The 22,567-nt window shown below is 38.6% G+C and carries 17 protein-coding genes; 6 read left to right on the top strand and 11 right to left on the bottom strand.

Translation table 11 applies throughout. From position 1 onward, the window contains the following. The first annotated feature begins 4 nt into the window (after positions 1–4). The gene (locus tag AC6H0V_RS07515; protein WP_497563106.1) at positions 5–1,360 is read left to right on the top strand and encodes a RagB/SusD family nutrient uptake outer membrane protein; all 1,356 of its coding nucleotides are present in this window, start codon (positions 5–7) and stop codon (positions 1,358–1,360) included. A 38-nt stretch (positions 1,361–1,398) separates the two neighbouring features. Here AC6H0V_RS07515 and AC6H0V_RS07510 read toward each other — a convergent pair whose 3' ends face one another. From AC6H0V_RS07510 to AC6H0V_RS07495, 4 genes are all read right to left on the bottom strand, one after another. Next, the gene (locus AC6H0V_RS07510; protein ID WP_497563105.1) at positions 1,399–1,731 is read right to left on the bottom strand and encodes a hypothetical protein; all 333 of its coding nucleotides are present in this window, start codon (positions 1,729–1,731) and stop codon (positions 1,399–1,401) included. A gap of 131 nt (positions 1,732–1,862) precedes the next feature. Then, positions 1,863–2,072, bottom strand: a complete 210-nt coding sequence (locus tag AC6H0V_RS07505; RefSeq protein WP_497563104.1) for a helix-turn-helix domain-containing protein — start codon at positions 2,070–2,072, stop codon at positions 1,863–1,865. 79 nt (positions 2,073–2,151) lie between these two features. After that, on the bottom strand, positions 2,152–2,736 hold the full coding sequence (locus tag AC6H0V_RS07500; protein ID WP_497563103.1) for a Crp/Fnr family transcriptional regulator: 585 nt from the start codon (positions 2,734–2,736) through the stop codon (positions 2,152–2,154). Positions 2,737–2,738: 2 nt separating this feature from the next. Then, complete coding sequence (locus tag AC6H0V_RS07495) at positions 2,739–3,692, bottom strand: hypothetical protein (RefSeq protein ID WP_497563102.1); 954 nt, start codon at positions 3,690–3,692, stop codon at positions 2,739–2,741. Positions 3,693–3,961: 269 nt separating this feature from the next. On the opposite strand from AC6H0V_RS07495, the gene AC6H0V_RS07490 reads away from it, so the two are divergent. After that, a complete protein-coding gene (locus tag AC6H0V_RS07490; protein ID WP_497563101.1) occupies positions 3,962–4,822 on the top strand; it encodes an OmpA/MotB family protein in 861 nt (286 codons plus the stop codon). A 95-nt stretch (positions 4,823–4,917) separates the two neighbouring features. Here the strand turns inward: AC6H0V_RS07490 and AC6H0V_RS07485 are convergent, their stop codons facing one another. From AC6H0V_RS07485 to AC6H0V_RS07460, 6 genes are all read right to left on the bottom strand, one after another. Then, positions 4,918–5,208 (bottom strand): hypothetical protein, encoded by a 291-nt coding sequence (locus tag AC6H0V_RS07485; protein ID WP_497563100.1) that lies wholly within the window; start codon positions 5,206–5,208, stop codon positions 4,918–4,920. A 160-nt stretch (positions 5,209–5,368) separates the two neighbouring features. Beyond that, the gene (locus tag AC6H0V_RS07480) at positions 5,369–5,749 is read right to left on the bottom strand and encodes a response regulator (protein ID WP_497563099.1); all 381 of its coding nucleotides are present in this window, start codon (positions 5,747–5,749) and stop codon (positions 5,369–5,371) included. Then, the gene (locus tag AC6H0V_RS07475; RefSeq protein WP_497563098.1) at positions 5,739–6,818 is read right to left on the bottom strand and encodes a hybrid sensor histidine kinase/response regulator; all 1,080 of its coding nucleotides are present in this window, start codon (positions 6,816–6,818) and stop codon (positions 5,739–5,741) included. The genes AC6H0V_RS07480 and AC6H0V_RS07475 overlap by 11 nt, the downstream gene beginning before the upstream one ends. A gap of 6 nt (positions 6,819–6,824) precedes the next feature. Continuing rightward, positions 6,825–8,945, bottom strand: coding sequence for a sensor histidine kinase (locus AC6H0V_RS07470; RefSeq protein WP_497563097.1), 2,121 nt, complete (start codon positions 8,943–8,945; stop codon positions 6,825–6,827). Positions 8,946–8,947: 2 nt separating this feature from the next. Continuing rightward, a complete protein-coding gene (locus AC6H0V_RS07465; protein ID WP_497563096.1) occupies positions 8,948–9,661 on the bottom strand; it encodes a hypothetical protein in 714 nt (237 codons plus the stop codon). After that, the gene (locus AC6H0V_RS07460; protein WP_497563095.1) at positions 9,648–11,981 is read right to left on the bottom strand and encodes an Rv1355c family protein; all 2,334 of its coding nucleotides are present in this window, start codon (positions 11,979–11,981) and stop codon (positions 9,648–9,650) included. Before AC6H0V_RS07460 ends, AC6H0V_RS07465 begins: the two co-directional genes overlap by 14 nt. Positions 11,982–12,099: 118 nt before the next feature. Here AC6H0V_RS07460 and AC6H0V_RS07455 point away from each other — a divergent pair, with 118 nt between their 5' ends. From AC6H0V_RS07455 to AC6H0V_RS07440, 4 genes are all read left to right on the top strand, one after another. Then, positions 12,100–12,555 (top strand): response regulator, encoded by a 456-nt coding sequence (locus tag AC6H0V_RS07455; RefSeq protein WP_497563094.1) that lies wholly within the window; start codon positions 12,100–12,102, stop codon positions 12,553–12,555. A 143-nt stretch (positions 12,556–12,698) separates the two neighbouring features. Beyond that, on the top strand, positions 12,699–16,226 hold the full coding sequence (locus AC6H0V_RS07450) for a gliding motility-associated C-terminal domain-containing protein (RefSeq protein ID WP_497563093.1): 3,528 nt from the start codon (positions 12,699–12,701) through the stop codon (positions 16,224–16,226). Beyond that, positions 16,227–19,712: a gliding motility-associated C-terminal domain-containing protein gene (locus AC6H0V_RS07445; protein WP_497563092.1), complete on the top strand. Its 3,486-nt coding sequence runs from the start codon at positions 16,227–16,229 to the stop codon at positions 19,710–19,712. 2 nt (positions 19,713–19,714) lie between these two features. After that, complete coding sequence (locus tag AC6H0V_RS07440; RefSeq protein ID WP_497563091.1) at positions 19,715–20,728, top strand: PorP/SprF family type IX secretion system membrane protein; 1,014 nt, start codon at positions 19,715–19,717, stop codon at positions 20,726–20,728. A 302-nt stretch (positions 20,729–21,030) separates the two neighbouring features. Here AC6H0V_RS07440 and rpoN read toward each other — a convergent pair whose 3' ends face one another. Beyond that, positions 21,031–22,506: an RNA polymerase factor sigma-54 gene (rpoN, locus tag AC6H0V_RS07435; protein WP_497563367.1), complete on the bottom strand. Its 1,476-nt coding sequence runs from the start codon at positions 22,504–22,506 to the stop codon at positions 21,031–21,033. Between the last annotated feature and the right edge of the window lie 61 nt (positions 22,507–22,567).

Genomic DNA, 22,567 nt, shown 5'->3' with positions numbered 1-22,567 from the left:
AACCATGAAAAAATATATAAAAGTTGCTTTCTTATTTTTAATGATCGCAAGCATAGTGGCATGTAAAGATTATTTAGATGCTAAGCCAAGTAAGGCTTTAGAGACTATTTCAACCCTTGTTAACCTTCAATCCTTATTAGATGATAATGTACGTTTAAATATTTCAACACCCTACGCCGCAGAAGTTGCCTCTGATGATTATTATTTAAAGGATGCCAATTTAGCGGCTATTTCCATTGAAGGAGATAGACGAATATACAATTGGCAAAAAGGAAATCAATTTGATGATGCAGAGACAAATTGGTTATACGCTTACTTGGCGGTATATTATGGTAACACTGTTTTAGAAAATATCGAGAAAATAGAGAGGAATGAAGCTAATGCAAAAGAGTGGGATAACATTAAAGGACAGGGCTATTTCTATAAGGGAAATCACATGCTGTTGGCCACAACAATTTGGGCACCAGCCTATGGTGAAGCTACTGCAGCAACGGATCTCGGGGTGCCGATAAGAACAAGCACCGATTTTAACATCAAATCTACGCGTTCTACTGTTGCCCAAAACTATGCTCAATTGATTAGTGATCTTAAGCACGCGGCCAATTTATTGCCTACATTGCAGATCCATCCCATGCGTCCTTCTAAAACCGCTGCTTTTGCCATCCTATCTCGGGCGTATTTGTCGATGAACAAATTCCAAGAAGCGGGATTATACGCCGATTCTGCTTTACAACTAAACAATGTGCTGTTAGATTATAATGATTTGAATGCTGCTGCAACAAACCCGATGACACCCTACAAAGGTGAGGTCTTGTTTCACCTATCTATAGCTAACCCTAGCATTTTAAGTCAAAGCAATGCCATCATTGTTGATGAGTTGTACCAGCAATACCAGGCAGATGATTTGCGTAAAAAGCTTTACTTTAAAAGTGTGGGTACAAACCAATATGCCTTTAGGGCAAGTTATTCTGGTATGATGGCTGGTTTCTTTGGTCCAGCAGTTGATGAAATGTATTTAAACCGAGCAGAAAGCTATGCTAGGACGAATAAATTAACTGAAGCATTGGCAGACCTAAACTTCTTGATGCAAAAACGATGGGATAAAACAAAAGTTTATCCTAAATATCAAAGCACGGATAAAACAACAATAATCAATTGGATCTTAGCAGAGCGAAGAAAAGAATTATTAATGAGAGGGCTGAGGTGGATAGATGTTAAGCGATTAAATAGGCTAGGTTACAACATCGAGCTCAAAAGGAAGTACAACGCTGTGCAGAGCGTATTGCCTCCAAATGATCAAAGATGTGTAATGTCGATCCCAGAAAAAATAATTAGATTAACTGGCATGGAACAAAACTAATAAAATAAGAGGGCGGGCATTAACCGCCCTCTTATTTTTTATGGAGCTAATTTTTTAGAAGTTGCATTAAGATTGATATCGGCGATGGTATTATCGTGATCGCTTAAAAAAGTCTCAAAATCATCAATGTCGCCTTCAAAAGTATATCTACAAACTAAAGATCCACTTTCTCCACAGCTAGGAGATCCTCCATCCACAACTTCCCAATTAAGGATGTCTCTGATAGCTGTCTCATTAGCAGAAGGGTTGGTATACTGATAAACAACAGGATCATCATGGGTTTTGAATGCACTTTGGCTAAACACCAAGGTTAAACCTAAAACTAGTGCTGCTGCACCTAAAAATGATTTACTTAATAGATTTTTCATCATTAACGACTGCTTTATTGCATTTGAAAAAACAGTCAAAAAAGTTGGTTAAATTATTAGGATATGATTGGCCACTGAGGTAGGCAAAACCAGTAATCACCCGCTCCCGAGCTTGTGATCGCTATTTAAGTTCACTACAATTCGTCATCATCAAGTACATATCGTTTTAGCTTCTTCTCGTAATGGATCTGATGTCCTTCCAATCGCAAGCGATCAATAATCCGCTTAACCGTACTGGGATGACAATTGAGTAGCTGTGAGGCTTGAGTTGCATTTTGCAATTGATGATGCTTGATCATGAACATTACCCGTTGTAACCGTTGCCTATAATGTTGGATTGACATGTACCTTGTTTGATATAGTCAAATCTCGAATGACAGCGTATCATAAGTAATTAGTTTTTCTTAAGAAATGATGGAGGTATTACTTTGGTTTCCGAAAGATTTCTTTGAGTAAATTACTTAATGTTGGGCCGGTTATACCGAGGTAGCTGGCAATGTGTTTCTGACTAACGATGTTTGCAATTCCGGGATAGTGCTTGCAGAGGTAATCGTATTTTTGAGCGGCATTACTTATACGATAAACATTCTTTTCGTGATTGATCTGCAGTAAGTATTCCTGCAAAATTTGTTTCGCCAGAATGATAAATTTTGGTGAAAGATCCTCTAAGGCCAACCAGTCGTAATAGCTTAATCTATAAACAACTGCATTCTCCTCACAAATAATACCCTCATTTGTAATCTGTTGTGTCAGAAAACTTTCTATTGCTGTTATAAAATGATTGGTAGTGCCAAAATCAATGGTCTGATCCTCAAAACCATCGCTTGTATAAACTCTAAAGAAACCACTTTTGATAAAATAGATATACTTACACTGCTCGCCCGGAAATAAGATATTCGTGCCTTTTATAATCGAGAGTTCTTTTACCCTGGCCCTTAGTTCATGTACACACTCCCGATCCAGATTGGCTCTTAACTTTAAATGATCTATGAAAAAATTGAAACTCATAATTATTCCTCATCATTAATATTGATCTGTAGTGTCCCATCTGCTTTGTAACCCGTTAAGCAAGAATTAATAAATTGATTTTTAGAATATGTATTTTTGGCATTATTTTTTTCGGCGTTTGGCTTATTTAAACTTATAGGAAGTCTATTTTCTATAGCAAAGCTGATATCAAAGGATAACAGTTTTTTTGCGCTTTCATCAATGGAATTCAAAAAAGCCAATTGATTTTTGCTGAGTGAAAAGTAATTTTTTATCCAAGTAATAAAATCATGTTGGATACGCTCGCTTTCTATCTTCAAAGCCACATCACCTAGTTGATAAAGATTATCCTGCAGGGTAATAAATCCATCATTATTAAAAGGAAGATGGTCGATACTAGTGGATTGAGAATTATAAAAGGTAAGTTGTTGATTTAGGGTGCGATAGGCTAAATGTCCATCGCTGTCTGGTAGGGAGTGTTCAGTATCCCTTCGTAAGAGTAGGCTGTGCCAACTGTTTTCTTTGTTTTTGAACCAGTACCAGCGATAAAAAAGATAAAAATTAAGAGTGATTGTTAACAGAATGATATGTTGTAAAAAGCGAATAAAGTGGGGGGCACGAAAAATATTAGTACCATTAAATGCGAAACATAAATAGACTAAGGCAATAGCTGGAAAAATAGGTACGGCCATCCCCCAGAAAATCTGATTTACAATTCTTCTTCCATAACTTTTACCAAAAGAACCATCATAATTTAGTGTTTGGGTGATTTTATAGATAACGGATAGGAGGAGAAAAACCATCAACGTGTTAATTATTAATGTTTTATAGTAATATGAGGTTGATAGAAGAAACGAATCGAGTTTTTCTCTTTCCGAAATTGTTATAAAGTGGGAAGCAATGACTGAAAAACTGATCTTAATTAAATAATTATAGTTCGCCACTTTTTTCCTAATGGTTTCCAAAGATGCTTTCATTTTTATAAGTAATTGATAAAATGTTGCGTATCCCTTTTTTCGAATGGATAATTGTAATTCAATTAATTGTTAAAATGAACTTTTTTGTACGAACCGCCCCCTTGGGAGTACGAACGCCTTAGTTATACCATCATTTTATGTTGCAACTAAAACCAAATGATCATAATGCGGTATTTGCCTTATTAAGAGGGTGGTAGGGCTCAAAAAAAACTTTATGGCCTCTTTTTTGTTAAAATGGATAGTCTTTCAAAAATTAAATAAAAATGATTATGAAACTTAAAACATCACTACCAATTTTGCTGATTACCGCTGTATTAGCACAAGGTTGTATTAGCAATAAAAAATATCAAGAATTGCAGAGTACAAATACTAAGCTGCAAGAAAGCAATGAAGATTTAAATAAGAGATTGCAATCTAGCGAAAGTGACGTTTCTGGCTCAAGGATCAGGATCAAAAGTTTAGAGGAACAAATTGCCGCTGGTAAAACAAATGTAGCTGCTTTACAGGCCGCATTGGATAAATGTTTAAGTTCTAGCAGTCAGGGTAATGTGAACATTTCAAAATTAGTTGATGAAATTAACAGCTCAAATAGATACATCCAGCAATTAGTTAATGCCAAAAACAAAAGTGATTCATTAAACATGGTTTTAACCAACAATTTAACCCGTTCATTGAGTCAACAAGAAATGAGCGATGTAGATGTACAAGTGTTAAAAGGAGTAGTTTATATTTCTCTTGCTGATAACATGTTGTATAAATCGGGCAGTTACGAAATTTCTGATAAAGCTGGAGCTACTTTATCCAAAATAGCTAAGATCATTAAAGATTACCAGGGTTACGATGTGCTGATTGAAGGTAATACCGACAATGTGCCTATTAAAATGCCAAACATCAGAAATAACTGGGATTTAAGCGCTTTAAGAGCATCTTCTGTGGTACAAACTTTACAGAATACCTATGGTGTAGAGCCTAAACGTTTAACCGCTGGCGGAAGAGGTGAGTATAATCCAGTAGGGGATAACAGTACAGAAGCTGGTAAGATAAAAAATAGACGTACACAAATTATTATTACACCTAAATTAGACCAATTTATGGAGCTGATAGGTAAAGCGCCTGAAACGAAACCTTAGTCGGTTAACAGTTAGCAGTTTCCAGTTTACAAAATAAAAAGCCGATCTAAAAATATTAGATCGGCTTTTGCATATACCTTATGTATTAAATTATATTAGAATTGTGGGCTCTCTGGTCCGTCCTCATTTGTGTTTTCCCAGCTAGCTGCTTTCTCATGTTCTTGCTTTGCATATTCTTCGGCTTCATTATGAACAGCTTTTTGATCGTCATTTTCTTTTTCTGTTGCACCAAATCCTTTTTTGCCCTGCTGATTAACACTAAATGGTTCCATTTCTAGGTTCTCTGCTGCGGGAGTTGCTTCACTCTGTTTTTTCGCAATATCATTATCGTGCGCAGCCTGATCATGATTTTTACCTAAACCGGCTATGTTTTCTTGATTTTCCATGATTAAAAATTTTTAAGTACAGTTGGATAACAATACATGGAAATAAATGTTTGCTAATTGAGAATTGAGAATTGAGAATAGGAATAGGGAATAGATAATGTAGATAGACAATGGGAGAAGATTATGGTATAACTATCTTTTCCTCTTTCCAATTCCCTATTTATAGCAATCCTGCCAACTCGATAGGAGAAAGGGGTTTTTTTAACAATTTAACTACATATGGATTTGCCTCAGCTCTTTGAATATCACCAAAATCCAAGGTCGAGGAAAGCATAGCTACGGGGCATTTATCAGGAAATGATTTGTAATGCTCCAGAAATTCGAATCCATCCATTTCGGGCATCTGAATATCCAAAAGGATAAAATCAGGCAATTTCTCGGGCACTGATAAATATTTATCAAGATAATCCAATGCATCCTCTCCTGATTGACAGATGATGATATCATCAAATAATTTGGCCAAACTAATCAGCTTTGCATTAATTTTTAGATCGATTTCATTGTCGTCTATCAGCATCACTATGTTCGACTTATTTTGCATTGGGGATGGTAATTTTAAAGGTAGTACCACAATTGAGATCAGAGCTTACCGCAATCCGTCCGTCAATTTTATTTAAGGCTTCTTTTACGATAAATAACCCTAATCCGCTACCATGGTGCACTTTGCTTTTAAAGAACTGCGTAAATATTTTCTCTAAATGCTCATTTAAGATCCCCATTCCATTATCGGTTATATTAATGTGGGCAACTTCTTTATTAACTTCTACATCAATACTTACATTTTTATTGGGTTCTGTAACTTTTTGATATTTTACAGCGTTCGAAATTAGATTACCTAAAATAACCTCAATCCTAAACAAATCACCTCTAAACGGCACTTTTTGATCTACATTAACTGAAAAATGGGTTTCTTTATCAGCATACGAATACAATTCAACTAAATCTTTAACCAGCTTTTCGAAATCTACCGCCGATTTATCTGTGATGGTTTTGTTGTTCTTATAATATTGGAGTGTTTTTTGGATGTAGTAATCTAGCTTATTAGAACAGGTTTCTATTAATTCCCAATAATCGCCGCTGGTATTGTACAAACCTTCCATCTTTACCAGATTTACGATACCTATTACTGAAACCAAAGGTGCCCTTAATTCATGTGAGATACTATAAATGAAACGGTTAAGTTCGTCGTTTGTTTTTTCTAATTCAGCAATCTTGTTACGCAGATCAATTTTTGCTTTGTAAGCATCATAAGCATTTTTGATGGAATTGTGCAGTTCTAAGTCGTTCCACGGCTTGGTAATGTACCGATAAATATCGCCGTGGTTGATGGCATCAGCTAATGCCTCTATATCTGTGTAGCCCGTTAAAAGGATGCGAATAGGATCGGGAAATGTTTCTGTAATGCTTTTAAAAAATTCTACACCGGTAGTATTTGGCATCTTCTGATCGGCAATAATTACGTGAATAGCTACATTCTGAAGAATTTTAAGCCCCTCTGCTGCGGATATAGCAGTGTAGATTTCGTACTGTCTTCTAAAGCTTGCTTTAAATGCCTGAAGGTTGTTTTCTTCATCATCAATATATAATACTCTTACGCTAGGCGTCCTCATGGTTGGCTATTGTGGATTTACACTCAAGGTAATAATAAATTCTGTTCCTTCGCCTAATTTAGATATAACTTCTATGTGACCTTTATGCTTTTCAATGATACTGAACACGATAGATAATCCAAGCCCAGTACCTTCACCAATATCTTTTGTAGTAAAAAACGGCTCATAAATTCGGTGCTTAACTTCTTCCGTCATCCCGATACCCGTATCCTTGATGCTTATCTTTACCTGTTGATCAACATACCATGTTTTAATGGTTAAAAATTCTTCTTCTCCTTGAACTTCTTTTGTTTTAATGGCTTGTATCGCATTAGAAACCAAGTTCATAAACACTTGGTTAATTTTGCCCGGTAAACATTCTACCTTAGGCAGATTTCCGTATTCTTTAATTACCGTTAAATTGTCGGGTAAATTATTTCTTACCAAAACTAATGTCGATTGTAGACCTTCATTTAGATCTATTGGCTTCATATCTGTTTCGTCGACACGACTGAAGTTTCTCAAGCTCCTAATAATTTCTGCAGTACGTTTTGCACCCTCGCTAATGCCTGATAATAAAGAAGAGATTTCATTATTAACAAAATTGAGATCAATTTGCTTTTTAAAGTTTTCGATTTCTTCTATTTGAGCTTTTACATCTTTGTCGAAATCTATCTCTTCGTATCTGGAAATAATTTCTTTTAAATCATTAATATCTAATTCTAAAGGTTTAATGTTAGAAGTTACAAAGTTTATAGGGTTATTAATTTCGTGGGCAATGCCTGCTGTTAACTGACCTAAGGCTGCCATTTTCTCTGCATCAACAAGTTGGGATTGCGTGTCTTTTAAGTTGGTTAAAGTTACGTTTAGTGTAGAATTTATATTCTGCAATTCTTCCGTCCTTTCTTGTACTTTATTTTCTAAGACAATGTTTTGCTCTCTAATCAATTTTTGATTTTCTAGCGAAGCATTCAGGGCCTGGGCCTGGGCAACCTCGTTTTCCTTCTTAAAGAAATTGATCTTATCCGCTAGTGCGAAAGAGAGCAACATTACTTCGATAGCCGAAGCGATCTGCAATAGGTAGATCGTAAAGTTATTATACGGAATGCCTCCATAATCTTTCATGATAAAAAGTATGGCGCCTATCAATAGCACAGACCAGGCCACTAAATAATAACCGGCCGGTTTGAAGTGTTTTTTAAAGTAAACGAAATTTGCTGCGGTTAATGCTAAAATTGTTCCTGTTATGGTTAAAAATTGCATCGTAACAAACGCGGTGTAAACTCCAAAGAAATATAAAACCCCTAAGTTTATGAGCGTTAAATAAAAGAAAATGGTGATCAGCTTGTGCCAAGTTTTAGAAAAGACCTTCGTATTTAGGAATGAAAGGGTAAACTGGCTTGTAAAGACCAAGGCCAAACTCGCAAACAATACCACAGAGTAGTTATGCAGTGTGCTTCCATCCCCCCAAAAGTAACGTGTTGAATAGCCTTGGATAGAAATCTGGGTTAACCAGGTAAAAAGAATGTAAAAGATATAATATAAGTAGCTTCTATCCCTGATAATGATAAACAGAAAGAGGTTGTACACAAACATGATGAGCATGATGCCCGTGTAGAACCCAAAGATGATTCCCCTTAAAGAAAACGTCTCTAACAAAGAACCCTCGTCAACTATACTTACTGGAGCCAAAAATGCTTCGTTAGAACGAAGTCTTAAAAAGATAGTGTCGTCTGTTCTTAATACCTCTGGTAGCTTAAATATTTTACCTTGTGTTAAACTATTTTTCCCATAGGGATACGAAGAATAAGGTTTGACAAGAATATTTTTCCCATCCGAACCATAGATATACATTTCGGCTAGGGATAACCTAGATTGATCGATAAATAAGATTGAATTACGAAAATCCTTTGCCTGTTTGCCCGTGAGCTTAATCCAATAGGTGGCAGTATCCAATCTAAAATTAAAGATGGATGATTCGGCTTTTGTAAATTTTTTGCTTAATACGTCATTAATAGTGGCTTTATTTGTGGGATCCCTATAAAATTCGCCTTTAAAATCTTTTAGTATACCGTCATCGTGAACTTCTTTGGCATTTACGGTAGAAAAAGAGAAAATAATAATAAATAACAGTAGAATTTTCTTCATTGTTATATGCTTAAATCGAAGTGCAAATTAATCAATTCTCCTGTTTTAGATTCGATCTGCTGTTTGGTAATGGAATTTGCTCTCATATTCATGGCTATACTGCGTTCGGGTTCGTGTGTAAGGGGCAAGTTTTTAATATCATCTACCAAAATAGAAGTAGCGGTTAAGTCTTCTTTGGGGTAATAGAATTTTCCGTTGATTCCGATCTCATTAATTACTCTAAATCCCCCTCTAATGGAATTGCGATAGGTTGCAGGGGCGCATAGACCAAACAACGTACTCAGATTGATCAGATCTGCGTAGGCCACACAAGCGGTGCTGAGGTGCATGCTTCCAATTCCTAAACCCGCAATGTCCCATGAGTTCCATAGGCCACATAGTTCGCCGGTTCCTGCATCGGTTCTTTCTTCAACCATGTTGTAGATCCTATCATCCATGTAACCTACTGCATCTTCTATTGGGAGTGGATTTTTTCTATTGGCCTGGTGAATTCTGCCTCCGGCGAGTGCCCTTCCGCCTTCTTCGGCGGTTACCAGAATAACAAATACATCTGGATTAAGCACCCAATCTATTTTTGCGGAGGTAATTTGGGTAATTCCAAAAATTTCCAAGACATGGGTATGGCCTTCAATAAATTTCATGCAGGCCGAACGGTCGTCAACTGCCCTAAAAGCTTTGAAATATAAATTTTCTATATGGGGCTTAGTTTCTTCCAACTGTCAATATTTTAGCGTTTGGTTTTCTGATGGTTCTTTCTGGTGACGGAGGTGCTTTAAATAACCTGAACATAAATATAGCCTGGTCATCATCACTTAGTGCAAAGATGTGCTTAAATTGATTCTCAAGTTGCTTTAGTTGAGCTTTATTTTCGGTAGGAATAATCAAACTGTCTTCAACTGTGTTTTTATAGAAAAAGATAAGTGGCACATTAACGGGATGAACCTGTAGGCCAATCGCGGTAGCCCCTAACCATAACTTTTCTGATACCATGCCTCCTTCTATAAAAGATTTGATTTCACCTTTTGGCATGCTGATCAAACCTATTGCTGATGAAGCCATAAATTGCATCATGGTGAGTCTTTTAAAGCCGCTTCCCCCATTTATCTGCTGAAGAAAACCCAGCATGCGTTTGTCTTTTAACAAGCGGATCCCGATTTGATCATTGTTGCTCAAATCTAACGTATGGATCCCGATACCATCAGCTGTTTCATTTACTTCTGTTAAATCCCAACGCATTTCTCTAGTGATGAAATCATCGTGTGCGGCAGGGATAAACATTCGCAATAGATCAGTATGGGTAGCGATCATGCCTACTGCCTTTATTTGCTCCGGATCTGAAACCCATGTCAGTTTTGCGCCATTGGCTTGGGCAACTAGGCTGTTTAAATAGGGTAGGTCGTTTAAGTCGAGCTCTTGCCTAGGTGTAATTTTTCGATTGGTATGCCTGATGCTGATCTGAGATGCCAATTGTTGCTCTTGTGCCGTTGGCTGATGTTCGCTATCGAAACTAAACCAGGCGATATGTTGCGGTGTTAATTGAGGGGTTAACCTATAATTAACTTCAAGTTTAAGATCCGCCGCTGCAAGTAACAGGTTTTCTATAGCGGCGCCTAATGAAATATAGGAAGAAATATATTGAGGATCTAGATAGGCTTGTGCCACGCTCTGTTCTAAGAACAAATGCAACAGTCCATCCTGGTAGTGCCAGCGCCAAGGTTGATTATTTCCGCCAGATGGCGCTTTTGACGCGGCTGTGATCAATTGATCCAACACCTGTTGTGAAAGCTGGTAACCTCGGTGGTTTTCATCAAATGCCAAACGGTGATCATCAATAAATTTCTCTATTTCAGCAGTGCTAAGAGGCTTTGGTGTTTTTGCAGCTTGGATTGAGGTAGTTGTAGGAGGGTCGCTAATCAGTTCGTCTATGTCGATGAAAAACCTTCCAGAAACACTCAAATTGCCCAATACAATTTTTCTTGCTAGATCGGCAGTTATTCCTCCTCCAAAAGTTACGGCACTTGCCAGTTGTGGCCAAGTAGAAATAGTAGCCATAATTTCTACAGCAGAAGCTTTCATTCTTGGAGACAGTGTTTCTACACCCGTAACTGCAGTGATGTAGGGAATTTTTTCATCCATGGTAGTTAAGCTCTTAAACTTTTCCATGTCTAAATGCTCTACCATACCATGTAACACTGGTCTATGGGGTTCTAAATCAAATCTTTCTATGTCTATCGTTCCTCTGTCACTTCCTTCCATCAACACTGGAATACCTAGCTCTCTTGCTTTATTGCGCGAATTAATTTTAATGTCAAAGCTATCACATTCATCAATTAGCAGATCTAATTTTCCATTTTGGGTTAAAAAAAGATCCATGTTCGCTTCGGTGATACCTTCATCAAAGCAAACTACTTTAAGATAGGGATCTATTTCTGCAATTTCCCTGGCCACAATAACCGTTTTCCTAATCTTTAGGTTGTAAACACCGGTCCTTATTCTATTGATATTACTCAGATCAAGTTCGTCAAAATCAGCTATGCGCAGTTCGCCAAACCCTCTTTCCATAGCTAGGGTTAATGACACCGATTGCCCAACAGAGAGCCCCATTACACCTATTTTCTTTTTGGATAAGGTTTGTTGTTCTTGTTCGGTAATTTTGTGCTTATTTCGATTGGTGCGCACCAAGGCAAATTCTTGCTCGGCCAATAAATGCACCACTTTTGCTGCCCAAGGATAATATACCCAGACTCCATATTCGTCTGATGGCAAACCACCAAATTGGGCTTCTACCGCTTTATCTAGTTCTGCTGGCGGTAAAAAAACGATAGTTGGGTGTACACACTTAACAAGTTCTTCTACCTGAGCATAAATATGATCGTATACCTGGAGATTTTCGCTACTCGCTAGTAGGGCTGCAAATTCACTTTTTTGTATTTCGTCTGATAATTTAAAAAATTGCGGTTGATAAATTTTAGAGTGCGCATTTGTTTGCGCAATGAGATTTGATAAATAAGGAGCATAACCAGTTTTCGGTTGCATTATTTAGAGTAAAAGTGACTTATGAATAATAAAAATACAATTAAATGTTAAAACAACTAAATTAGTCTTTTAAGAGTTATAATAAAAAAGTATTTTTAACTTTTTATTGAAACACCCTATGAGCGCAAATATATTATACGTTGACGACGAACCACATAATTTGAGTGCCTTTGCGGCAACTTATCGACGGTTATATAAGATCTTTACCGCAGAATCCGCTGACGAGGGCCGAAAAATTTTAGATAAAGAAGATATTCATATTATTATAACAGATCAGCGTATGCCTCGCACTACAGGTGTAGAATTTTTGGCCTCTATTTTAGAGGCACATCCAGATCCCATCCGAATGATTTTGACAGGTTATACCGATATAGATGCTGTAATTGATGCCATAAATAAGGGCCAGGTATATCGTTACATCCAGAAACCTTGGATGGAGGAAGATTTGCGTATAAATATCGAAAAGGCGATAGAAATTTATACACTCCGAAAAGAGAATAAAGAGCTTACCGAAAAACTACTTGTGGCCAATAGACAATTAGAATTTATAGCCAGACAAAATCTACTCTCTTAAAACTCAACAACATCCCTTTTTAGTATTGGTTTATGCCGATACAAATGCACTGTTTAACGATTGTTACCAACGCTATATCGATTAGTTAGGTATTTTAATGTTATTATTGTATAATACTATACTATAGTTGTTGCTCAAACCTAATGAAGAACCTCTACTTTCTATTTTTTTTCCTTCTCTTTTTTGTATCTTTTAATACGGTAAGGGCACAAAACATTTCAAATGAGGGCCCTGATTTTTGGCTTGCCTTTCCAACGCATGATCCTAATACGGGTGGTTTAGCGGAGATGAACGTAAATGTAACTTCGAAACTAAATTCAGAGGTTACGGTAACCTGCGGATCTTATACATCAAAGCAAGCCATTCCAGCTAATACAGTGGTTACTTTCACCTTACCTAGAATAGATTCTTATATCGCCTATACAGATGCAAACAAATCCCTAACCAACAGGGCCATCCATGTTAAGGTTACCGCGGGTATGCCCAATGTTGCAGTTTATTCGCATGTTTACGCCAGTGCACGTTCTGCAGCATCACTCATTTTACCTACGGCAGCGCTTGGACAGAAATATTATTCGATGAATTATACCCAGGATGTGTTTAACAATCCTTCGGCTGTTGGAGGATCTCCGGCAAGGAATTTCCTGTTAATGGTAGCTACAGAAGCCAATACGAAACTACTTATCCATACCAAAACTAACGTCACTATTCCTGTAACTTTAGCTGCCATTGGCGATGTGTACGAGTATGTGCCCAATGGAACCGAAGACTTAACAGGTACTTTTGTTGAGGTAGATGAAACCACCGATTCGAAGTGTAAAAAATTTGCAGCTTATTCGGGCAGTACCTCAATGGTTCTCGGGTGCGGTACCTCTCGGGATCCATTATTTCAGCAGTTGTATACCATAAATAGTTGGGGCAAAACCTACGGGGTAGTGCCCTTTCTGGATAGAAGATATATTTTAAGGGTATTAGCGCAAGAGGATAATACCAAGGTTAATGTGGGTTCAACTCCAGTAGTGCTAAACAAAGGTCAATTTTACGAAGCCCCAGTATCTTCTCAAGCTTTATTTGTTTCGGCAGATAAATTAATTAGCGTTGCACAATATTCATTAACACAAACTTGCTCAGCGGTATCTGGTGGTAACCTTCCTGGTGATCCCGATATGGTATTACTAAATCCAACAGAGTTTAACATCAATAAAATTACCTTATTCACCTCTGGGAAAAACGCAATAGATGAAAGGTACATCAATGTGTTCATGAAAACGAGCCAAACCGGTTCTTTCACCATTAATGGAGCTGCCCCAAGCAATGGTACGTGGCAAACTATGCCAACAGATCCTACCTATTCTTATATCCAGATGTTGGTAACAAAAGGATTAAATTTAGGTGAACTGAGTTTTACCCTTGCGGCAAATGATGGATTTAATGCCATCGCCTATGGTTATGGTAATGCCGAATCCTATTCCTATTCTGCAGGAACAAATTTAGCGTCTTCACAATTTTTGGTACTGGTAAATAAAACCACGCACGTAGAGAGTGCCTCAAGCTGCGTAAATCAGCCTTCTGATTTTAAAGTGACCTTACCTTACGTAATCACAAAAATAATTTGGAAGCTGGGAGATGGGGATCTCGATTACATTGATAATGCTCCAACAGCCACTACAAGTGTGGTAAATGGAGAAACCTTATATACCTATGCCGCCCCGGTAAACAAAACATTTACTACTACTGGGCAAAAAAGCATTTCGGCATTGGCAACCTTGTCAACTACTCAAAGTTTATGTTCAAATACAAGTGAGATAGAATTAAATTTTACCGTACAGGTAGATCCCTTGCCCGTAGCGGATTTTGATGCCATAACAGTGGGCTGCTCAGATGAGGTAATTTCGTTTACCGATAAAAGTACCACAAATGTTGCCGGAAAAAACGTTTCCAAATGGATCTGGGATTTTGGTGATGGGAGTGCCATAGACAACACGCAAAATCCAACGCATACTTATACCAAAACAGGGGCTTTTACGGTCAAATTAACAGTAAATACGGCAGAGGGCTGCTCCTCAATGGTGATTACTAAGGATATTACCATTAATCCGAAGCCTAAGGCGGCATTTACCGGGAAACAAAATACCTGTATTGCAACAGAAATAGCTTTTACAGATAAGTCTACAGTTGGTATCGGGGGAACGATTACCAAATGGAATTGGGATTTTGGTGATGGAAGTTCAATAGACCATACCCAGAACCCAAAACATACCTACGCAACTGCTGGCAATTATACCACTACACTTACTGTTGAAACCGATAAAGCTTGCATCAGCTTAGCCGCTACCTCAACTACCAATGTAACCAACTTGCCAACTCTTGTTTTTTCTGTTCCGGATGTCTGCTTATCTGATGCCCAGGCAATTTTTATTAACACTTCAACCGATTATGATGGTACCACGGCAGGCTTAATCTACGAATGGGATTTTGGCGATCCCGCCTCTGGGGCCCTAAACAAATCTGCCCAAAGGGATGGGAAGCATAAATATAACGCAGCTGCTATTTACAAAGTAACGCTAAAAATAACCAATGCCAATGGATGTACGGTGATCAGTTCAAAAGACGACTTTACCGTAAATGGCTCTACGCCAATTGCATCATTCATTGAGCCAGACATAAATGGGGTCTGCAGCAATCAAAGCTTTACGGCAACCAATACTTCTACCGTTAATTTTGGAAACATCACCAGGGTTGAATGGTATATCGATAATGTGCTATATACTTTTGATGAAGACCCGACCGATGGGAAGGTCTATTCTTTCGACTATCCACAATTTACTTCTCCTGCAACCAAAACCATCAAATTAAAACTGGTGGCATTTTCAGGAAGTATCACGGGTTCATGCAGTGCATCTATCATCAAAGATGTAATTTTAAAGGCATCACCTGTGGTAGAGTTTAATCCATTGAGCCCAATGTGCCTCAATGCCGGAACAGTTCAGTTTGTGGCCAAAGAAATTGGTGGTTTGCCGGGAGTAGGAGAGTATTCTGGACAGGGAGTAAACGCTGGTGGGTTGTTTAATCCTTTTTTGGCAAGAGTTGGTGTGCACGACATTACCTATACCTTTACAGCATCAAATGGCTGTATAAATGCCGTAACTCAGCAAGTGGAAGTTTATCCGGTGCCTACAGTTAATGCCGGAGAAGATTTTTACCTTTTATCTGGTGGCTCAAAACAGCTCGATGCATCTGCCACGGGAACAGGATTAACCTTTAAGTGGACTCCTGCCACAGGTTTGAGCAGAGATGATGTACTTAATCCAATTGCCAGTCCGCTTGAGGATACCCAGTATACCCTTACCGTAACTTCTGATCAGGGCTGCAACCAAAGAGACCAAATCTACGTACATGTATTACAGGACGTGAATGCGCCTAATAGTTTTACCCCCAATGGGGATGGTATAAATGATGTTTGGAATGTCAGATATCTGGATACCTATCCAAACGGGACGGTAGAAATTTATGATAGAAACGGACAAAGAGTATACTTTAGCAAAGGTTATGCCGTTCCATTTGATGGAAATTATAAGAACCAGCCACTCCCTGTAGGTACCTATTATTATATTATCAGTCCTAATAGTGGGAGAAAAAGTATAACCGGAAACTTAACCATTATAAAATAATTGCAACGGAAGATCCTCTATATTTTATTGTTGTCTTTTATGCTGATCTCAGGTAAGACGATTGCTCAGAACGTTTCTAATGAGGGAACAGATTTTTGGGCAGTCTTTCCTACACATGTTCCTAGTGGTAATTTATTTGCGCGAATGTCAATTTTTATTTCTTCTAAAAGCACCAGCTCAGGGAATGTAATTGTTGGCTCTCAATCTTTTCCGTTTACGGTATTAGCCAATAATATAGCAGAAATAGATATTCCAAGAAGCCTTGCTTATATCAATGATAATGAGGCCGGAAAAATTATCAGCAATAGAAGCATCCACATCGTGGTAGATGCAGGCCAGCCCAAAGTGGCCGCTTATGCACATATTTATGCGAGGGCACGATCTGAAGCCTATTTGATTTTACCGATAGAGGCCCACGGTAAAAAATATTTTGCCATGGATGCAACCGGAACCCCAGCTCCAAATACAAGTAGAGATGGTGCATCATTGCCCGGAATGCCTTTTTTAGTTGTGTTGGCAACTGCCGATAATACGGTGATCAATATAAAAAATCCTGCGGACATCACTACAACACAGATTGTACTTCCCAGGACAGGGGATGTATATGAAATTTTGGGCCAATTTACATTGAGCGGAACCGAAGTAGAAATTGATAATCCTACCAGTACCTGTAAAACATTCGCTGTTTTTTCCGGGCATTCTGGTCTAGCAATATATAGTGGTTCTTATGATCCACTTGCACAACAACTTTATCCTGTAGCAAGTTGGGGAAGGGTATATGGACTGGTTCCTTTTAAAGATCGGTATAGCTATGCTAAAATAATTGCCTCCGAAGATAATACCACAGTAAAAATTGATAACAATACCGTTGGAACCTTAAACAAAGGGGAAATCTATCTAACTTCGCAATTAGCTGATTTCGCGCTCATCAGTGCAGATAAACCTATTTCTACGGCTCAGATAACCTTTTCACAGGATGAAATCGCAGCTCCGCCAAATTCGGGTTTACTGGGCGATCCAGATATGGTGATGCTCAATCCTGTCGAATATAGCATTAAGAACATTACGGTTTTCTCATCAAACCTCGAAGCTATCAATGAGAAGTACATCAATATTTTTATAAAGACTAAATTTAGGAATACCTTTAAGATCAATGGCGTATTGCCCGCTTCTACATGGCAAACTGTAGTATCAGATCCTACCTATTCTTACCTTCAGGAAAGAGTTACAGATCGAAGCTTGACCCTAACGGCCGACGATAATTTTAATGCCATCGCCTATGGTTTTGGAGATCACGAATCGTATGCCTATTCGGCCGGGACCAACTTAGCTACCAATCAGTTCCTCTTGCTAAAAAATAAGGTATCCAATCAAGAAACTATCGCAGCCTGCCAGGGTCAGCCATCTGATTTTATCCTCACCTTGCCCTATCTTTTAACGAGAGTGATATGGAAATCAGAAAATGGAGCTATTATCTATGATGATACCAATCCATCGCCTACCCAATCAGTGGTTGCAGGACAAACCTTATATAAGTATTTGGCGCCGGTAAACATGACGTTTAACGTACTTGGCCAATTTAAGCTTTCGGCTATAGCCACCGTTGCACAGAGCGCTGGCAGTTGCTTTAGTGGAGATCTAGAGCTAAATTTCATCGTTGATGTTGATCCATTGCCAAAAGCGGTTTTTAGTTCGGCCTCTACCGGCTGCACGGATGCAGAACTTTCTTTTACTGATCAGAGCCTCTCAAACGTGCAACAAAAGCAACTAAATAAATGGATGTGGGATTTTGGTGATGGAACAGTTTCAACAGATCAAAGCCCTAAACATACCTATTCAAAATCTGGCACCTTTACCGTGTCGTTAATGGTGGGAGCAGAGAATGGCTGCTACTCTGATGCCTTGCAAAAAACAATTGTAATTAAGCCAAAAGTAACGGCGCTCTTCCAATCACAAGATATTACCTGCGCTAAAACAAATATAGTTTTTACTGATAAATCCAGTGTAGAAGCGGGTCAGATCATTAAATGGGTATGGGATATGGGCGATGGAAAAATACCTTTGCAGAAAACAACTGCCGCACCTTTTAGTTACCAGTTTGATACCAAAGGTACCTATACCGTAAGTGTGGTTGCCTACGGTGATAATGGATGCATTAGTTTGCCCTACACCAAACAGATTACGGTTACAGCTTTGCCGATAAGCGATTTTGAAATTCCTGATGTGTGTGTTAAAGACGGAGAAACAACCTTTAAAAATCTTTCAACTAATGCCGATGGAACAACCAACGGAATAAGTTATGCCTGGTATTTTGATGATCCTGCTCCAGGCGCAATCAATACCTCAACCAGTGTTGATGGGAAACACCAATTTACCATTGCCAGGGATTACAACATTACTCTTACCGTTACCAATGAAAATGGGTGCGTAGTAGTTACCAAAAAGGTGTTTACTGTAAATGGTAAAGATCCGGTTGCGGATTTTGAAGTGCAGAACAAGAACAGCCTTTGTAGCAATAAAAGCTTTACTGTAATTAATAAAGCATCCGTTGATTTTGGAAAAATCACCAGGATAGATTGGTATATCAATGGGGTTAAAGTAGATATTAGCTCAACACCACTCCCTACCTATCAATTTCAGGTTCCAGAATCAACAGTTGATCAGACCATTACGCTAATGATGATTGCTTTCTCTGGTTCTACCTGCTCATCAGTTTACCAAGCACCACCCTTTACTTTACTTGCCTCACCCTCCTTAGAATTTGATGCCCAATCTCCCTTATGCCAAAACGACCTTCCTGTGCAGCTTATTGCCCGAGAAACGGGTAACCTTTCTGGTAATGGGGTATTTACAGGAAAAGGGGTTACCAGTACCGGAATGCTTGATCCGGCGCTTGCTGGAAATGGTGACTGGGTAATTACATATACGTTTAATGCCACGAACGGATGTTCTCAAAGTATTAGCCAAACCGTAACGGTTTACCCTAAACCCCTGGTTTATGCTGGTAAAGACGAATATATTTTAATTGGTGGAGAACGACAGTTGGAAGCTACAGCAAAGGGAAGCGGGCTAACCTATAAATGGACACCTTCTATTGGGTTAAGTAGAGATGATATTTTAAATCCGATCGTAAAACCCGATCGCGATATGAGCTATAAATTAACGGTTACCACTAAAGATGGATGTGTTGTAAGTGATCAGGTTTATGTCTATTTGCTCAATGAGGTAAATGTTCCCAATAGTTTTACACCCAATGGAGATGGGGTAAATGATGTATGGAACGTGAAGTATTTAGATTCTTATCCAAAGGTTACCGTAGAAATTTTTAACAGAAATGGTCAAAGAATTTATTATAGTAGAGGTTATTCCGTACCTTTCGATGGAAATTTTAATAATCAGAGTTTACCTGTCGGAACTTATTACTATCTTATCAACCCAAATACTGGTGGTAAAAGGATTTCAGGAAACGTAACAATTATAAGGTGATTTTGAAAAGAAGTTTATATCTATTTTTAGTTATTATAGGTTTTGCTAGCCCAACATTTAGTCAGCAAAGGCCTCAGTACACCCAATATATATTTAACAATTATTTGTTAAATCCAGCACTGAGTGGGATAGAGAACTATGTTGATTTTAAGGCTGGTTACAGGAAGCAATGGTCTGGTATAGATAATGCTCCGCAGACGTCTTTTGCTTCGGCGCATTGGGCTTTAGGACCTGATTACCTTTGGAAAAATCCTCTTTCTATGGCAGAACCCGATGACGATCCGATGAGCAAAAACTACATGCAGAACTACACGGCGTCACCAGCTCACCACGGTGTGGGTGCTACCGTAGTTTTGGATAAAGCAGGGCCCATTTCTAGGCTTGATGCTAACCTAACCTATGCCTATCACTTACAGCTCTCTGGAACCTTAAATTTATCAGTTGGCGCAGCGGTGGGGTTAACCAGAATTGGGCTCGACATCAATGCCCTTACTTTAGAAGACCCGAATGATCCGGCCTTGAACAATACGATAACCAGTCAGATCAAACCAGATTTAGGGATGGGTGCATGGCTATATGGTGCCCGTTTCTTTGCCGGAGTATCGGTTCAACAGATCCTTCCTCAAAAATTAGCTTTTACTAGCGATCCAAATTATAGTTCAGGGAAAGAAGTTCCGCATTTATTTGTTACTACAGGATATAAACTCTTTCTTGCCGAAGACATTTCCGCTATTCCTTCTGTGATGGTCAAATACGTGAGTCCCACACCACTTTCAGTTGATGTGAATATGAAATTGGCTTTTAAAGAAAGGATTTGGATAGGGGGAAGCTATAGACACAACGATTCGTTCTCTGCAATGGCAGGATTAAATATTAGTAAACTGGTTAATTTAACCTACTCGTATGATTTTACTACCTCCCAACTAAATAAAGTAAGTTACGGTAGTCACGAAATCGTGCTCGGTCTGCAGCTCAACAATGTTTACCATGTGATGAGCTCGATGCGGATGTGGTAGAAGGTTAGTCGGGAGTCCGAGAGTCCGAGAGTCGGAGAGTCCAAAAGTCCAAAAGTCCAAGACAACCTTAACTAGTAAATTAATAATATATATCGGTGTAATCCTCTTCATCGGTGTAATCAACCGCGGAGCGAAAAGTCCGAGAGTCAGGAAAAACTTGAGCCATTAAAGTTAGTGATCGAAATCCCTGCCAGCCGGCAGGCAGGGTGTAATCCTCTTCATCTGTGTAATCATCCGCGAAGCGAAACGTAGGCGAGAAGTCCAGAAGTCCAGAAGTCCAACCGCGAAGCGAAACGACTAATCTAAAGTTCTTTTCTCAACCGCGCTACCGGAATGTTCATTTGCTCGCGATATTTAGCTACCGTTCTTCGGGCAATGTTATACCCTCTTTCTTTTAAGATCTCGGTTAATTTTTCATCAGCTAATGGCCGGCGTTTATCTTCATTGCCGATGCAGTCTTCCAATATCTTTTTAACCTCCTTGTTCGACACTTCTTCACCGTTTTCGGTTTGGATCGCTTCAGAAAAAAAAGATTTGAGCAAAAAGGTACCAAACTCGGTTTGAACATATTTAGAGTTGGCCACCCTCGAAACCGTAGAAATATCCATTCCGATCTTATCTGCAATATCTTTTAAGATCATTGGGCGCATTTTGCGTTCATCGGCCGTTAAAAAATATTCGTACTGATAATGCATGATCGCATTCATTGTTTTTAACAAGGTTTGCTGTCTTTGCTTAATCGCGTCGATAAACCATTTGGCCGAGTCGAGCTTTTGTTTCACAAACTGAACCGCTTCCTTTAGTTTCTTATCTTTTTGGGATGCTTTATCATAATGATCAAACATATCCATATAAGAGCGGCTTACTCTTAATTCTGGTGCATTTTTAGAATTAAGGGTTAATATTAAGATGCCATCGTTATTGCTGATATGAAAATCGGGGATAATTTGGAGCTGTTTGGTGGTTACTTGGTTCGAATCTCCAGGTTTTGGATTTAGTCGTAAAATTTCGGCCACTACCTCTTTTAATTCTTCACTTGTTAAGCCAACAGATTTCTCCAGCTTGTCGTAATGCTTTCTTGTAAATTCATCCAGGTGTTGCTCTACAATAGCGATTGCCTTTTTTATAATCGGATTAGTGATATCTTTTCTTCTTAACTGTAGCGACAAGCATTCTTGCAGGTCTCTGGCTGCGATGCCTGGAGGTTCAAAGCTTTGGATCACCTTTAGCATTTCCAGTACATCTTCTTCCTCAACCATTACATTTTGCGAAAAAGCCAGATCATCAATCATCGAAGTAATTGGTCTACGTAGGTAGCCATCATCATCCAAACTGCCAATAATCTGCTTTCCAATAATGAAATCAGCATCCGAAAGGGGAACCAGATCCAACTGCTCCTGGAGGCTCTCAAAAAAAGTGCTTTCTATAGCAATTGGCGTTTCCTTCTTTTCCTCATCATCGTCACTATTGTTATAGGATGTACTGTAATCGTTAGTATTGTCGTCCTGAAGGTAATCCTCAACATTAAATTCATCCGTATTCGTATCTTCCTTCGAATCGGAGTCATAATCTTCGCGATCTTCGTTTAAGTCGTCATATTCGCTTTTAGGCTCCTCTGCTGTCATTAAACTTGGATCTTCAAGTGCGGGATTCTCTTCTAGTTCTTCTTTGATACGCGTATCCAAAGCAACAGTAGGCACCTGTAACAGCTTGATAAACTGAATCTGTTGGGGTGATAACTTCTGAAGTAGCTTTTGTTGAAGATGCTGTTTTAACATAGTAAAGGATGACGTACGGGTGCCAAAAATAAGCATTTGCTTTTATATTAAAGGAAAAAAG

This window comes from Pedobacter sp. NO84 (assembly GCF_059703915.1).
Note: the sequence above shows the minus strand (reverse complement) of the source record. Positions and strands in the feature narration are given on the sequence as shown.

What these genes read in the sequence shown, in the direction of transcription:
- AC6H0V_RS07460 (WP_497563095.1), bottom strand. Translation starts at nt 11,981, where the DNA reads ATGCAACCGAAAACTGGTTATGCTCCTTATTTATCAAATCTCATTGCG.
- rpoN (WP_497563367.1), bottom strand. Translation starts at nt 22,506, where the DNA reads ATGTTAAAACAGCATCTTCAACAAAAGCTACTTCAGAAGTTATCACCC.
- AC6H0V_RS07480 (WP_497563099.1), bottom strand. Translation starts at nt 5,749, where the DNA reads ATGCAAAATAAGTCGAACATAGTGATGCTGATAGACGACAATGAAATC.
- AC6H0V_RS07475 (WP_497563098.1), bottom strand. Translation starts at nt 6,818, where the DNA reads ATGAGGACGCCTAGCGTAAGAGTATTATATATTGATGATGAAGAAAAC.
- AC6H0V_RS07490 (WP_497563101.1), top strand. Translation starts at nt 3,962, where the DNA reads ATGAAACTTAAAACATCACTACCAATTTTGCTGATTACCGCTGTATTA.
- AC6H0V_RS07485 (WP_497563100.1), bottom strand. Translation starts at nt 5,208, where the DNA reads ATGGAAAATCAAGAAAACATAGCCGGTTTAGGTAAAAATCATGATCAG.
- AC6H0V_RS07470 (WP_497563097.1), bottom strand. Translation starts at nt 8,945, where the DNA reads ATGAAGAAAATTCTACTGTTATTTATTATTATTTTCTCTTTTTCTACC.
- AC6H0V_RS07510 (WP_497563105.1), bottom strand. Translation starts at nt 1,731, where the DNA reads ATGATGAAAAATCTATTAAGTAAATCATTTTTAGGTGCAGCAGCACTA.
- AC6H0V_RS07455 (WP_497563094.1), top strand. Translation starts at nt 12,100, where the DNA reads ATGAGCGCAAATATATTATACGTTGACGACGAACCACATAATTTGAGT.
- AC6H0V_RS07515 (WP_497563106.1), top strand. Translation starts at nt 5, where the DNA reads ATGAAAAAATATATAAAAGTTGCTTTCTTATTTTTAATGATCGCAAGC.
- AC6H0V_RS07450 (WP_497563093.1), top strand. Translation starts at nt 12,699, where the DNA reads ATGAAGAACCTCTACTTTCTATTTTTTTTCCTTCTCTTTTTTGTATCT.
- AC6H0V_RS07495 (WP_497563102.1), bottom strand. Translation starts at nt 3,692, where the DNA reads ATGAAAGCATCTTTGGAAACCATTAGGAAAAAAGTGGCGAACTATAAT.
- AC6H0V_RS07505 (WP_497563104.1), bottom strand. Translation starts at nt 2,072, where the DNA reads ATGTCAATCCAACATTATAGGCAACGGTTACAACGGGTAATGTTCATG.
- AC6H0V_RS07500 (WP_497563103.1), bottom strand. Translation starts at nt 2,736, where the DNA reads ATGAGTTTCAATTTTTTCATAGATCATTTAAAGTTAAGAGCCAATCTG.